The sequence below is a fragment of the Humiphilus diazotrophicus genome (genome assembly GCF_059726315.1).
In genome coordinates, this window is the sequence record NZ_AP040870.1 from 5990486 (window position 1) to 6005101 (window position 14616).

Consider the following 14616-nt stretch of genomic DNA (forward strand, 5'->3'; position numbering starts at 1 on the left):
GAAAATAGGGTGGCCGTTATTTGAGGGAAATGGCCACCCTTTGTGACTCGAAATATCTGCTACTCAATGCGTGAAGTTAAGATGCGCCAGCGGCCTGGCTGGGCGCCAAGACTGGTTGTTTCTATGAGTAACTCAAAGGGACGTAATCGAGCCCTGGATGCTGTGACTTTCTTCAGGAAATCCTGAATTGCCGGACTCTGAAACAGCGTATCTGCAGCTGCCTGCGTTCCGGCCATGTTCAACCCCTCAATGATCAAGACCCAGCCATTCCCTCCGAGATTAGGTCTCAGCGCCACAACTGCATAGGTGCGATGTGAGGGAAGATTCCATTCATTGATGTACTCCGCCTGCTCTCCTGGTTGGGGTCGTTTGTTTCTGATAAACGAATCGTCAACGTGAGCGCCGTAAACAAATTGAAAATTGAGTTCTTTCTCGAAAATCTCTACCCAAGGATTGGAATGGGAAGATCCCAGAAAGATGATATTGGACTGCTTCATATCATCGATTGTCAGGTCGCGGGCAAAGCGGACAAGAACGTGATCGGGTTTCAGTTCCGGAAGTCGGTAGAGCGAAAGAATGATATCCAGGTCTGTGACACTGGTGTAACGCTGGGTCCGTAAGTCGTCGAGTCCGTGTATCGAGGGTTGCGATCCGGCGTCTGTTGTATTGAAGTAGTTGCCCGTTTCGTACCTGTCAACGTGAATGGGGTGCTGCATCAGATTCTGAAGAATTCCAACTCCGCTGTCGGCGGGAACCAGCAAAGTATTTTGGCCACTCGCGAATATCTCTTTCCAGAGTGTGTGGGCGGGAGTCTTTGATCCTATTCGTTGATATCCCCAATAAACCGCACAACAGAGAATAAGTAGCAAACATGTGGCGGCAGCACCTGTTCCCCAGTAGCTCTTTCGGGAGGAGCTTGATGCAGGTAGCTGATCAGTGAGGGGTATCTTCTCGTGCGACTCTTCCTCGCCTTTGATCTCTCCTGCTGTTTCATATGCTGTTTCCAGGACATCATCGGGTGACAACAGAGACAAAACAGGTTCAATTTCTTTTGCTTCGCAGAGGCTGAAAACCGGAGTATATCCGCCGCGAGGAATGCTGATGCGCCAGATTTCGTTGTGCCCCTCCCCCTCAAAATATTCCTCAAGCCTGCGTCTTAACGTCCTTGCATAGTTGCGGACAATATTGTCTTCCCCGCAATCGTAGCCGAAAGGACGGCCAAAAACAGCGACTCCAATCTGCTGCTCTGTAATCTCCTGCACTCGATTCTGTAGCTTCCGGTCGCACACATAGAGCAAAAAGCGTGAAAGGAACTGAGACCTTGAAAAACTCTTGCTGCAGGCGATACGCTCTGTTAGTTGCCACTGTTCTTGTTCTGGACTTGGGGACGAGTCTGGTCTTTCTACTCTTTCTCCCATTTCCAGATGCATTTTGTACCTCGGCACAAGTAATATAGGGCGGGTTTTTGATCGTACAGGTTGTCGATAACCGATCTTTTTGAGTACGAGCCGTCCAAGAACAGCGTAGCGAAGCATGATGAAAAATGTGTGAATCTGTCAGAGAAAAATTCTTCTAAATAATTGAATCTACAAAGGCAACGAGAGGTGTAAAGGGAGGGGTATGAACAGTATTTACACCTTCATTGTCTTCTGATGAAGTGCGCAAAATAAAGCTACCCAGATCATTCCAGTCAGGAATAGAGGAAACAGCATAGATATGAAGTCCCCATGCGAATCACAAGTGAATAAGCCTTTCGCAAATCCGCACCGGTCTGTTTGGAGGATCGGCGTATTTGCGATGCTTATAGTCGCTTTTTTATTTCAGAGTCCAGCAGCGCAAGCGCAATTTGAGACAGCATCCGTACTTGGGTATATAAGGGATACCTCTGGAGCTGTTGTTCCAAATGTGAAAGTCACGTTAACGAATCTGGCGACCAATGTGAAACAGGTCGTCAAGACCGACGGTGAAGGCAAGTACGAATTTGGTAGTGTTCAGATTGGTCAATATCAGGTCTCGACAGAAGCTACTGGTTTTGACAGCGCACGCACGGAAACATTTACCGTCACCACCAACGCCCGCCAGCGTGTCGATGTAACCATACACGCAGGATCGACTGCTACGACAGTTGAAGTCGTGGCGGCTGCGCAAATGCTTGAATCGGAGACAAGCTCGCGGGGGCAGGTTGTCGGTACACGTGAGGTTGAGAACCTGCCATTAAATGGACGTTCCTACGCTGATCTGGTGCTTCTTGTTCCAGGTGCGCGTAAATCTGCACTGGAAAATAACGGAACCACGACAAGCCGCGAAGGCTCTTTTAATATCAATGGCCAGCGTTCGGCCTTCAATAACTTTCTCCTCGATGGTCTAGATAACAATAATTACGGTACCTCCAACCAGGGCTTCGCGAACGAGAATATCTCTCCTTCTCCGGATGCAGTGAGTGAGTTCAGGGTAGAGACGAACAACTATTCTGCGGAATACGGCCGTTCTTCAGGTGCTGTGATCAATGCTGCGATTCGTCGGGGCACGAATCAAGTTCACGGTCGCGCCTGGGATTACATGCGGAATACGGTTCTGAATGCCACTGGTCCATTCCTTGCGCCTGGAGCGCCAAAGCAGCCGAAGTTTATTCGTAATCAGTTCGGAGGAATGCTTGGGGGGCCAATCTGGAAGGACCACACTTTCGTATTTGGCGATTATGAGGGAATGCGCCAGATTTTTAATAATGCGGCCAGCACCTCAACTTTGCCATCGGCAAATCAGCGCAACGGCCTCTTCTATGTGAATGACGATCCGACGAATCCGAACAATGCAATTCCGCTCAAGAACCCTATTACCGGCAAAACGTATTTGGGCGTAATTCCGCAGAGCGATATGACGCAGTTTGCCAAAGCTGTGTTGAATGCACTGCCGGCTCCTACTGTAGCGGGATTATCGAATAACTTTTCCGTTACTCCACGTGGCACGATCAACGATGATAAGGGTGATGCCCGTGTCGACCATACCTTCAACCAGGCATGGACAGCCTTTGGCCGTTATAGCGAGCATCGTGAGCATATCTTTGATCCGCCAGCTATTCCCGGAAGAGCCGGTGGCAATTCCAACGGCAATGTCAGCATCTTGAATCGTGACATTGCGGTCGGAGCTACTTGGACAATTTCGGCTACAAAATTGCTGGATCTTCGCTTCGGATGGTCAAAGAACGAGGGTGGTAAGTTTCCTATCGGGCAAGGTCAGACATCGATGCTTGTAGAAAATGGCATCACAGATGGTCTGCCAACCGATCCGAAGGTGGTACGTTCTCTCAATGCGCAATCAGTAACGGGATACACCCAGTTCGGTGCACAATCCTCGAATCCTCAGTTCCAGAATCCAACGATATACAACCCCAAAGCTAACTTCACCTGGATAAAGGGAAAACACAGTCTAAAGCTTGGCTATGAGTACCAGGCCGTGAATACCCAGGTCAATGACTTTAACCCCAGTTATGGCCAGGATAACTATGCCGGGACATATGCCTCGAACGGAGATCCTTCAAAATCTGCTTCTCCTGCAACCGGTACGACATTGTCTGCACAATTGCAAGAGGCGCGTAACCTCGCCGACTTTATGTTCGGGAATCGTAGTGCTTACTCATTGACAAATTACGTAGTCGTCAATCTTCGTCAGCGCTTCAATTTTATGTATCTGCAGGATGATATCAAGGTACTGCCGAGTCTCACTATCAATGCCGGTCTCCGCTATGAACTGGCGACACCGCAGTGGGAGCGCGACAACAAGCTCGCGAACTTCGATCCCAGGACCAATACTCTGGTTCAGGCTACGAAGGGGGATATCTATGATCGTGCTCAAGTGAATCTTCCGGTCAAGAATATCGGACCTCGCTTCGGCTTCTCCTATTCGGTTACGCCAAAGACCGTATTTCGTGGTGGCTACGGTATCAGCTTTACCCAGTGGAATAGGGCCGGAGGCGAAAACAACTTAACCTACAATGGTCCTAATGTTGTAAACGCAAATATCAGCGCCCAAGTCGCTCCAAGTCCTACTTCGCTTTGTACCAACGATACTCAACTGCAGTCTGCCTGCTTCCGTCAAACACAGCAGGGATACTCTCAGTACCTGACTTCACCGGCTTATTTCAATCCTCTGAATGTCACGACCCGCTATATTCCGAGGAACTTCTCTACCGGATATGTGCAGAGCTACCATCTTGGTTTTCAACGAGAGCTGCCGGGTGGAGTCGTCGCCGAGTTGGCCTATGTAGGAAACAAGTCTACTCATTTGCAGATTCTCGGTGACTATAATCAAGCGACTCCTTGTACCGCCAATTGTGGCACGCTGCAATCTCGTCGTCCTGTATCGAATTTTGGATCCATCGAAATCGCTTGGGGCGGCGGAATTGCCAATTACAACTCGCTGCAGTTTAAGCTAGAAAAACGAGCCCAGGTGGGTCTATATCTTCTAAACTCCTTTACCTACAGCCGGGGATTTGATTACGCGAGTGGTCACTTGGAAACCGCAGGTGGTGATAATTCTCGTGTGAACTATGCCAATCCGAGACAGGATTACGGCCCATCAGGTTATGATCAGCCTCTGGCAGACACTGCTTCTATCGTGTATGACCTGCCCTATGGCCACGGCCGTCGTTTCGGTGCAAGTTCCGGGCGATTGATTAATACAGCTTTGGGGGGATGGCAGATAACCCTGGTCAATACGATGACCAGTGGTCTTCCGGTGAATATCACTTATTCACCAGCAACATCCTCGGGGCTGTATGTTTCCGATCTGGTGACTTATCGACCTTCACACGCAATTGGTGGTGGAGCCATTACGGCGCCATCGTCAAGTCATGTTAAGACAGCGACTCAGTTGAAGGGGTACTTCAATAACGCGAACCTTGCAAATCCGACAACTTACTCGTGGGGCAACGTATCACGTAACTCTGAGCGCTCCTTTGCCTTTTACCAGGCTGATCTCGGACTTCATAAGGCCTTTCCTCTCTGGAGCGAGAGTTCGAACCTGGACTTCCGCGCCGAAGCGTTCAATGTGCTAAACAAGGTGAACTATATGCAGCCGGGCAATACCTTTGGCAGCAGTACGTTCGGAACCATCACAAGCTCCTTCCCGGCCCGTCAGCTTCAATTGGCTGCCAAGATTATCTTCTAGGTGCGGTTAGAAGATGATCTTGAGTAATACAGCAGTTCCCCTCGGGAGAATTTTCGAGGGAATCAACTGATTGAAGATAGAGCAGGACGTGATTCACGCCCTGCTCTTCATCCTTTTGCGTTAGCAATAAGCAGATCACACTAGGGGACAAATGAGACTACTTGGTCGATTGTCTATATCTTGTGCGTTGTTCAGCTTGGGTTACGTAGCGTCCTTAGGTCAGGCACCCGATAAGATGGACGAAACGGTACGCTTGAATCAGATTCAGGTTATCGGAACCCACAATAGTTATCATGCTGGTTTCGCTCCCAGCGAAGCAAAGTTGTGGCAGGAAAAGAACCCCAAGATGTTCCATGGCTTGGATTACCGCCATGCTCCATTACAGGACCAGCTTTCTGCAGGTGTTCGCCAAATCGAACTGGATATCTTTGCCGATCAAAAGGGAGGGCTGTATTCAGATCCTGCCGGTCCTCGTCTCGTAAAACAAGCAGGTCTTCCTGCAGGGCCTGTCTATGATCCGGAAGGACTAATGAAGCGTCCAGGATTCAAGGTTCTTCACGTCCAGGATGTTGACTATCGCAGTACCTGCATGACCTTTGTGGCCTGCCTGCAAAACGTACGCGATTGGTCGCATGTTCATCCCCAGCATCTTCCCATCTTTATCCTGGTAGAAACGAAGGATGGAGAACTGCACAGCAAAATATCTACAGTTCGCCCCGAGTCCTTTACCCCAAAGGTCTTTGACCTTCTTGATCAGGAGATCTTGTCGGTCTTTTCTCCTCAGGAGATCATTACACCTGATTTTGTACGCGGATCTCACGCTACGTTGCCTGAAGCCATTCAGAGCAGTGGCTGGCCGACTCTTGTGCAATCGCGGGGGAAGGTCGTCTTCTTGATGGATCAGCGAAAGATGGAACCGGTATATCTTGAAGGCCATCCTTCGCTGAAAGGGAGGATCATTTTTACGAATGCAACTCCCGGTGCTCCGGATGCAGCGTTTACAGAAGAAAACGAAGGCTCCGTTGCGGAAATATCCGCGTTGGTGAAGAAGGGATATCTTGTTCGGACCCGAACGGATGAAAATACGGAAGAAGCGCGTACCAACGATACAAAGAAACGCGATATGGCCTTCGAGAGTGGTGCCCAAATGTTGAGCACCGATTATCCCACCTCAGAGCCTTCCTCCTGGACCGGATATTCGGTTAGTTTTCCGAACGCCGCTGTAGCTCGCTGTAATCCGGTACTCCTCCCTGTCGGCTGCAAAGATGAAAACCTTGACCGCAAATACTAGTCACGGTCTATCGTAAATACGATTTCGATATGCTCTAGAAGGCGTCTTCTCTGGTTTTACGGAGAGAAGACGCCTCAATCTTTTTCAGCCCTTCTATTCAAAAACAACTTCCATTATTCCTAAGGTCCAAGGTATCCTTCTTCCTTCTCTTCTTCGGCCATAAAAGAGAGACTCTGTGTCGCCGGGGTTTACTTCTATCACTCCTGAATGTGCTAATGATCTCTTTACTTGTTTCAACGGAGCAGTGAGAGTAAATTGATGCTTCTCGGTCGCAATTTGCCGAAATTGATTCGGGAGAAGCCTGTCCTGCGTTCTTTGCTTGCTTCGGGGATGTCCAGGCCGATCCAGATCCTGATCAAGTTTGTCTGAATCACTTTGGGTTGAAGCGTCATCGTGGGGCGTAAGTCTCCCATTGCTTCGTTGTATGGAGGAAGTATGTTGGCGAGTCCTTTCTTAGGCAAGAAGGAAAGACCGACGGAAGAAGAGCTGGCTATTGAGCTTGGCTCGGCTAAGGAGATATGGGATCGCTTCATTACAAACCTTGATAAGAGGGGCGTTATCAACATCCAGGAGTGGAAATCCTATTCGCCGGAGGCCGGGTGGTGGTCGCTGCAGTTGAAGAGAAAAGATCAGACAATCCTTTATCTGATTCCGGAGAGAAGACGCTTTCATGTTGCTTTTGTATTGCAAGATAAGGCTCTGCGAGTTGCCCGCAGCCGAGGCCTCTCGCAAAGAATAATGAGGATTATTGAAGAGCCTGCGCTCTATGCGAATGGTACGACTTGCGTGATTGATGTAGAAAAGTCTACCGATTTAGCACCGGTTATGAAGCTCACCTCGATTAAGCTTGAGAACTGATTTTTAGCGTTGAACTATGCTGTATTTCCACTCTGACCCTCCATCCCGCTGACAACGCTTTCGCCTTATGCTGTCGTCTCAGTCAATGGAGGATGTATGAGGGACCAGGGACAGAAACAGCAGAATACTTCAGCGGATATGCAGGTAGAAGACCTTCATGCAATAGACGAAGGAGCCCAGCAGGGTACAAATCGAGGGCCGCATGTTGTGCCAAACGCGCGCGGGAATCGCAATGTTGTTCCTGCACAGGCAGCATTCGAAGGGTCCAGCTCCACGCGCACTCCCGACGGAGATGGACAGGGAATCACCTCTCATTCTCAGAGGGAAGAGAACGCTCGGCAGGCGAAGGTTGTTAAAGATCGTCCCGATGCAGTTGCTTCTTTGAACCACGGCAAAGTAGCTGGATGATTGGTCCGTGCTGTCCAGGTTTTGGGTTTGAAGAAGCGTATCGCAATCTCAAAATAAAGGGGTGTTCTTTATGGGCATCCCTTTATTTTGGCCCGGCAGTAGTCCTTCGACAGAAAGTTCATGGCGATCCCCATCTCCTTCTCACGTCGAAATCCGAAGCACTCTAGTTGGGTTTATCTGCCGGGGCTGGTGAAGGTTCTGTAGGGCGTTGTGCAGTTCTGTCGCCAGGCTTGTCCGATGTCGGGGTAATGGTGGTGACACGGTTTATTCTGACAGTTCCTCCCGATCCGGTATGGATTTCCCTCGTGTAATCCTCGTAGTTTTCTACGGCACGCACCACATGTGGCGTTAGCATAAACACGATTTCATCGTCCTTGATCTCGTGCTTTTGCGTACTGAAGAGATATTTCAGCAGTGGAAGTTCTCCTAACCCTGGAGTGCCGCTCACCGAGACTGCATCTGATTTGGAAATCAGACCCGACAAGATACTCACTTCACCATCTTTCAACCGTATAACCTGCTCTGACTTCTCTTGACCGAAGATCGGCTCATCTACATTGTCGATGGTCCGGCTGCCGGCCTCGGAAGAAACTTCGACGGCAATCTTGAGCGTTACATCCCGGTCATTGTGGATTGTAGGCGTGAGATCGATGTTTACGCCTATATCTGCATATTGGAATTGTGTCTGTACGCCCGTCGTCGTGGTGGTAGAGGTGTAGCTTCCGGTTGCATAGGGGATTCGTTGTCCGATCTTGAGTGTAGCCTTTTGGCCATCCAGGGCACGGATCTTGGGGTTCTGCAGAATCTTGGTATCTGAATCTGTAAGCAGAAGCTGGGCAGATGCTGTTCCCATCGAATAGGTATATTTCGATGTTTTCCCGATGTCGCTGAGCGAAGCAGCGGAGGTTGAGGAAACACTAACAGAGGTCGGTGCGGAAATGCCGATGTTGCGAAGTTTATCCCTGTTCACCTCCATCACACAGACATCGACCAGAACCTCAGGCTTGGGTCTATCCAAAGCCTCAATCATCCTTTGGGCAAGATACAGCTCGTCGGGTGTTCCATGTACCACGATTGCATTCTGAGCAGACAAGGCGAATACCTTGGTGTTCGCCAGAACATTGCGCAACGCTGTTTGTAGATCATTGATATCGGTCTGCTGTGAAACATTCGACAGATAAAAAATCTGCATCGCCTGATCGTCAACTTCCTGCCGTTTGGGACGCGTATTCTGGGCGATGTAGATCGTGTTGTGGGTGACGGGCTTCCAAAAGCTGTTGGATAAATCGCCCACGATGCGCAATGCTTCCAGGAGTGTAACTTCCTTCAAGTCGAGTGTAATCCGCCTCGCTGTATACTCCGGGTCTATGATCACGTTGATTCCCGCTGTCTTACTAATTGTCTGATAAGCCACAGCACTGGTTTCCGTCATATGCAGGGTGATCGGTTCCATGTCTTTGATAACCAGCTCAGCCGGAGGCGCACCTTTTAGGGGAAGAGTGCTCTTGTTCTTTTCTTTGCTCTCGAGCTGGTCAATTTGCTTTTTTGTCTCGCGGATGTCCTGTTCTGCTAACTCACTACCAGGATCGATTGCCAGAGCGCGGAGAAACTCTACCAGAGATGCTGTGAGCTTATTGTCTGCCCGCAGTTTTTCCCCTTTGCGTATATGCGACTCGGCTGCGGCGAATCGCGATCTTTCGTATGCGACCTTGTATTTGATTTCCTTGGGTTCTTTTTTGAATGCTTTTTCGTAAAAGCTGAAAGCCCCTTCATAGTCATCGTGGGCTTCTGCAGATTTTCCGTGAGAGTACAGCTTGGATGCCGATTCTCCATACCCATAAGCTGCGGAGGTCAACAGGCCAATTCCCAGAAGGAGGGAAAGTGCTTTAGACAGCAGAGAGCGATGTAATAAAAATAGATGACACATATTTTGGCTATTTCCTAGGGAGTGGCAGCTTAATGGCAAGCTTGCTCTCAAGGGGGAAAACGGAGGCCAAGCTAGACATCGCCTTAACAGTAGATAGACGTAATTGAGATGAAATAGTAGACAGAAAAAATTCGTTGACCTTGTATTTGCTCTGCTTACTTTCTTCTCTCGTGAGTCTAGACGCAGAAGCTATGGTTTGTGCTCGTCCGGAATCGATACGTAAGAATTAGCGAGCGTAAATTGTAACCGTGCGTCTTATATATCGTGAGCTGCGTGAGTGATCCGAAAAGCACGGCAGATCTTGTTGGTGGGAACAAGGCGGCTTGCTGTGGGGCTGCATGGAGTGAGCAAAAGGCATGAGAGTTGTGAGCCCTTTCCTGCTACTCCTCCTCTTCATGGGCGAGGTGCTGCAGGCACAAAAGGTAGAGGAACACCGGTGGGATCTGCCGCTGAGTGCAGATGGCCTTTCCTTTCGAAATGCCTCAATAGCTCAGGAAGCAGGACTCGGAGTAAAAGATGGGAACCCTCTGTTGGTTTCCAAGCCTTCATCTGTGTCTTTATCTCCAGAGCCTGGCTTAAAGACTCTGCATCTTCGTGGTCCTTTACCTTCGGTTCTGCGCCAGGGATTTCAGATCTATGGACTCGATCTGGCATTTAGCTCTGCCCCCGAGCTAAAGTCGATTCGTATTGATCTCGGAGACGCCGACTACCTCACGGCAGCAAATCTTATGGGAAAGATGAGTCACCTCCTCTTTATTCCTGTGGAGGAAAAGAGAGTATTAGCCGTTCCCGATACAAAGGAGAACAGAGAGAAATACAATTACTGGCTTACAGAGACGATCCTGCTCCCGAATCTGGATGAGGAACAGAAGAAAGGTCTGACTGATTTTATGCAGACAGCACTTGCGGGGAACAAACCTCTATTGAGGAATGGCAGTCTCACGCTTCGAGGCGATCCAGTAACTTTGGCTCAGATTCATTCGGTAATCGATACACTTTTGCTCCCTCGGCCTCAAATCTCTTTGGACGTGAAGATCTACACCATTGACTACACCCATAACAGAGAGATTGGTGTGACCCTGCCGCAGCAAATAAAGATGTTCAATCTGAATTCGGAAGTAACAAGCCTGATCAACGAGAATCAATCGGTAGTACAGCAATTGATCTCTTCCGGCGTGGTCAATTCAGGAGACACTCTGGGCATTGCATTAGCGCTTCTCGCCTTGGGCTATGGAAGTGGAACTGATTTGAGTTCTCCTTTCTTCTACTTCGGCAATGGGATTAGCCTTTCAGGTCTCAGTATTGGCTCAGCATCGGCAGCGCTGTCGTACTCCAGTTCCACGACCAAGGAGATTAAGGCTGCGACCTTTCGACTCGACGATCTTCAACTTGCCAAACTTCTGATTGGTTCCCGTTATCCGGTGAAGACCTCATCGTATAGCTACGGCACCATTTCGAGTAGCGGAACCATTGGCACGGCTAGTGTGACTCCGGTAATTCAATATGAGGATCTTGGGCTGACTCTTGAGGTGAGTCCGCATATCTTGCGAAGTGGGGATGTACTTCTTCACCTCTATATAAAGGTTCAATCATTGGCTGGTAGTAGTCTTAATGACATTCCTATCCTCAATAAACAGGAATTCTCATCGGATCTTACCGTCCAAAATCATTGGAGCACGATGATTGTCAGCAATCTGAATGGGCAGCAGATAGGCGGTACTTCAGGATCGGGAGTTATACCGACCGATAAATCAAAAAAGACAACCGATCAGCAGTTGGTGATTATGGTGACCCCTCGTCTCACGAGAAGGTCGAATATTGGTGGTGAGGATGGAGCACGGCTGATGCCTGCCCAGGCGGAATCAATTCGCTAAAGCCTGCTCCGCACTGTCACTGGTTCAGCTGTATTGAATCAGTGATTTCAATTCCTGCCGCACTTGTTTCAGAACCTCATCCCAGTCACCCAAACGTGATTGCCGGAAGAGACGTGCTGTGGGATACCAGGGACTATCATCACGATTCAACAACCAACGCCAATCCGCAGCATGTGCTAAGAGTATCCAAACAGGTTTTCCCATGGCTCCCGCCAGATGAGCTACGGAAGTGTCGATAGAGATTACCAAGTCCAAGGTGCAGATCTCTTTTGCTGTCTCGGTGAAGTCTTCGAAGTGCCTCCATTGGACCGGCAGAACGGACTCCGCTTCTTTCTGCTGTTCTTTATTCAATCCCTGTTGCAGAGCGATAAACTCGATTCCCGGCACCTCTGATAAAGAGGCCAATAGCTGGTGTGGAATAGAACGTAACTGGTCGCCTCGATGCGCCGGATTTCCAATCCACACGAGACCAACGCGTAATTTCTCTTTTGGGCTTTTCGTTTCCTCACGCTCTTGTGGAAGCGGGACATACGGAACAGCATTCGGAATGCTGTCAACAGCGGTATCGAATGCCAACGGCAGACTCATCAGCGGACATTGCCACTGGAAATCAGGTAGAGGGTCACCGTGGGCAATTACCTGTTCGACGCCTGGAAGATTATTCAGCAAGCTTTTCAATGCGGGCTGAACTTCAAGAATGACTCGTCCACCTCTTTCGGCGACTAATGGTGCATAGCGCACAAACTGGAGTGTGTCACCGAGCCCTTGTTCCGCAAACAAAAGGATAGTTTCGCCGTGTAGCGGTTCTCCCTTCCATTGAGGCTGATGGAAACTATATTTTTCGGAAGGGAAGCGATTCCATTGCCAGCGCCATTCGAGTTCTTTCCAACCCTCTTTGTACTCACCTAAACGTAAAAGAGCTGCCGCCAAGTTCCAATGACCGGCTGCGTAATCCGGATTAATCTGCAATGCCTGTCTGAGGTACTCAAGTCCAGAAGCGTTGCGCTGCAATATTAGTACTGAGCCTAGCTCGCTAAGGGCTTCGAAGAAGCCGGGGCGAAGAGTTATCGCATTGCGATAACTCTCTTCTGCCGCAGGATAGTTTCCTTGGTCATGCAGGATGGTTCCGAGGTTCAAGTGAGCTTCTGGAGAATCGGGCCTTAGCTGTATCCCGATTTGAGCAGATGCTTTGGCGGCTTCCAGTTGTCTTTGATCTTTGAGCAGAGCTGCGGCATTTATGTAAGCTTCAGCACAATCGGGTTTAAGCTTTTGTACCTTCTGGAAGAGTTCTGCGGCTACTTCGTATTGTTCCTGCTGGTGGAGGATTGTTCCCAGGTTCAGATAAGCTTCGGTGCAATCAGGCGATTTCTTTACAATCTCCTGGAGCAATTCGATGGCGGCTTCCGGCTTATTTTGTTCCTGGTATACCGAGGCCAGATTCATCTTTGCTGGAAGGTAGTCTGGTTTGAGAGATAGCGAGTGGGAAAATGTCTGTGTCGCTTCGTCTAGTCTTCCCAGCCTTCTCAGGGCCGCACCGAGGTTGTTATATGCCTCTGCAATATTGGGGCGAAGCTCTAGTGCGCGCTTGAACGACGTGGCGGCCCGCTCATACTCGTGTTGATCCATCAGGACAACACCGAGATTCAGGTACGCTTCCGGATAGTCAGGCATAAGCGTAATCGCTTGGGTAAAAGCAATCTCTGCTCCTTGGAGGTCGTTTTGTGCACGAAGTGCTGCTCCAAGGTTGTTGTGAATAGCTGCTAAGAGTGCTGTATTCTGCTGCCCTTTCAGGTATGGCAGGGACTGGCGGTAAAGAGAGGTAGCTTCGTCGAGCTTACCAGCCCGGTGGGCATCAAAAGCAAGAGCCAACAGCTGAGAGGATTCGGAGGATATTGCCGTCGGGGCCATCCTCTTTAGCGTAGCGCGTAAACCAGAGACTTCGGGCAATGGTGTACGCTTCTGATTTATCGGGAGTTTGCTTTCAGAACCTAGTCCTGTTCTGGGAAGCTTTGAGTTGTTACCTGTCAGCTGGACTGGACACCGTTCTATGGGTTGCTTCCACAATTTCCAGCAGAATTCCTCCTGTACTGGCAGGATGAACAAAGAAACATCTGTATCCTTTTGCTCCGGTGCGAATGGTATCGTGGGTGAGCCGTATCCCTCTCTCTTTTAGCTGCTGTTGCATGACTTCTATATTCTGAACTTCTATGGCGATGTGGTGCAATCCCTCTCCACGCCGGTTAAGAAATCGCTCAAGGTGCGAACTGCTCTCCAGCGGTTCTAGAAATTCCAACAGACTGTCTCCGACCTGCAGGAACGCTACCTTCACTTGCTCTTGCTGAATATTTTCTTCATGGACAATGAAAATCCCCATAGCTTTATATGGCTCGCTCGCGCTCCGGATGTCACGGACGGCAATTCCAACGTGATGGACTCGGAGGGGCGCAGTATCCAAAGCTTTTAGCGTGATGGAATGCATAATTTTTGTTAGTTAATGGATCCGTGAATTTCTACGTCCATGTGGACGGTCTTTTCCATGTGAAAGAGGAAGTTGCTTGGATCCTTCATTCCCCACTGCACATAGGGAATACCAAAGCTCGTCTTGACCGTGATCTGATTCCCTTCGCGGTGGAGAAAGATGTCCAGTGCCATTGGGTGATCGGCTCCATGAAGATTGAGCTGACCGTTTACCTTGATATGAGAATCGCCGCTCTGAGAGAATTCACCTTCCATTGTCTCTGCTCGGAAAGTGCTGAGCGGGTAAAGCTCGCTTTGCAGAATCTCTTTATGCATTCTTTGATCGCGGGCATGGCTGCCACTACTGCCACTCTTTACGTCGATTACAAGATTTCCCGTGATCTTGTGTGTGCTTGGCTCGATTAAGATCTTGCTCTCTTTGAGCTGAAAACGGCCGTGTACGGTGTGGATATTGTCAGCGACTGTAAAGTTCGCCTGTGATTGTGCCGGATCGATCGCAACAGCCAATTCTTGTCCACGGCAAACGCCGGAACAGGCTGCTACGATGATCCCAAAGAGGACCGTTCGTAGAAGTGCGGCACGAAAATGAAGAAATGGCGTCATCGAAAGGATAA

The 14616-nt window shown here is 49.4% G+C and carries 10 protein-coding genes; 5 read left to right on the forward strand and 5 right to left on the reverse strand.

Going from position 1 to position 14616, the window contains the following annotated elements; all coding sequences use genetic code 11:
* Positions 1–59: 59 nt before the first annotated feature.
* Complete coding sequence (locus AC6I7T_RS24520; protein WP_497790392.1) at positions 60–1262, reverse strand: hypothetical protein; 1203 nt, start codon at positions 1260–1262, stop codon at positions 60–62.
* Positions 1263–1797: 535 nt separating this feature from the next.
* Between AC6I7T_RS24520 and AC6I7T_RS24525 the strand changes: the two genes are divergently transcribed.
* The 4 genes from AC6I7T_RS24525 (at position 1798) to AC6I7T_RS24540 (ending at position 7723) form a co-directional block, all read left to right on the forward strand.
* Positions 1798–5166, forward strand: a complete 3369-nt coding sequence (locus AC6I7T_RS24525; RefSeq protein ID WP_497790393.1) for an outer membrane beta-barrel protein — start codon at positions 1798–1800, stop codon at positions 5164–5166.
* 151 nt (positions 5167–5317) lie between these two features.
* A complete protein-coding gene (locus tag AC6I7T_RS24530; RefSeq protein WP_497790394.1) occupies positions 5318–6457 on the forward strand; it encodes a phosphatidylinositol-specific phospholipase C1-like protein in 1140 nt (379 codons plus the stop codon).
* A 435-nt stretch (positions 6458–6892) separates the two neighbouring features.
* Positions 6893–7315, forward strand: a complete 423-nt coding sequence (locus AC6I7T_RS24535; protein ID WP_497790395.1) for a DUF3788 family protein — start codon at positions 6893–6895, stop codon at positions 7313–7315.
* 96 nt (positions 7316–7411) lie between these two features.
* The gene (locus AC6I7T_RS24540; protein WP_497790396.1) at positions 7412–7723 is read left to right on the forward strand and encodes a hypothetical protein; all 312 of its coding nucleotides are present in this window, start codon (positions 7412–7414) and stop codon (positions 7721–7723) included.
* Positions 7724–7886: 163 nt separating this feature from the next.
* Here the strand turns inward: AC6I7T_RS24540 and AC6I7T_RS24545 are convergent, their stop codons facing one another.
* Positions 7887–9650, reverse strand: a complete 1764-nt coding sequence (locus tag AC6I7T_RS24545; protein ID WP_497790397.1) for a secretin GspD/PilQ domain-containing protein — start codon at positions 9648–9650, stop codon at positions 7887–7889.
* A 356-nt stretch (positions 9651–10006) separates the two neighbouring features.
* On the opposite strand from AC6I7T_RS24545, the gene AC6I7T_RS24550 reads away from it, so the two are divergent.
* Positions 10007–11524, forward strand: a complete 1518-nt coding sequence (locus tag AC6I7T_RS24550) for a type II secretion system protein GspD (protein ID WP_497790398.1) — start codon at positions 10007–10009, stop codon at positions 11522–11524.
* A gap of 24 nt (positions 11525–11548) precedes the next feature.
* On the opposite strand, the gene AC6I7T_RS24555 is transcribed toward AC6I7T_RS24550, so the two are convergent.
* From AC6I7T_RS24555 to AC6I7T_RS24565, 3 genes are all read right to left on the reverse strand, one after another.
* On the reverse strand, positions 11549–13471 hold the full coding sequence (locus AC6I7T_RS24555) for a tetratricopeptide repeat protein (RefSeq protein ID WP_497790399.1): 1923 nt from the start codon (positions 13469–13471) through the stop codon (positions 11549–11551).
* Positions 13472–13541: 70 nt separating this feature from the next.
* Positions 13542–14003, reverse strand: a complete 462-nt coding sequence (mce, locus tag AC6I7T_RS24560; protein WP_497790400.1) for a methylmalonyl-CoA epimerase — start codon at positions 14001–14003, stop codon at positions 13542–13544.
* 8 nt (positions 14004–14011) lie between these two features.
* Positions 14012–14605: a YceI family protein gene (locus tag AC6I7T_RS24565; protein ID WP_497790401.1), complete on the reverse strand. Its 594-nt coding sequence runs from the start codon at positions 14603–14605 to the stop codon at positions 14012–14014.
* Positions 14606–14616: the final 11 nt, after the last annotated feature.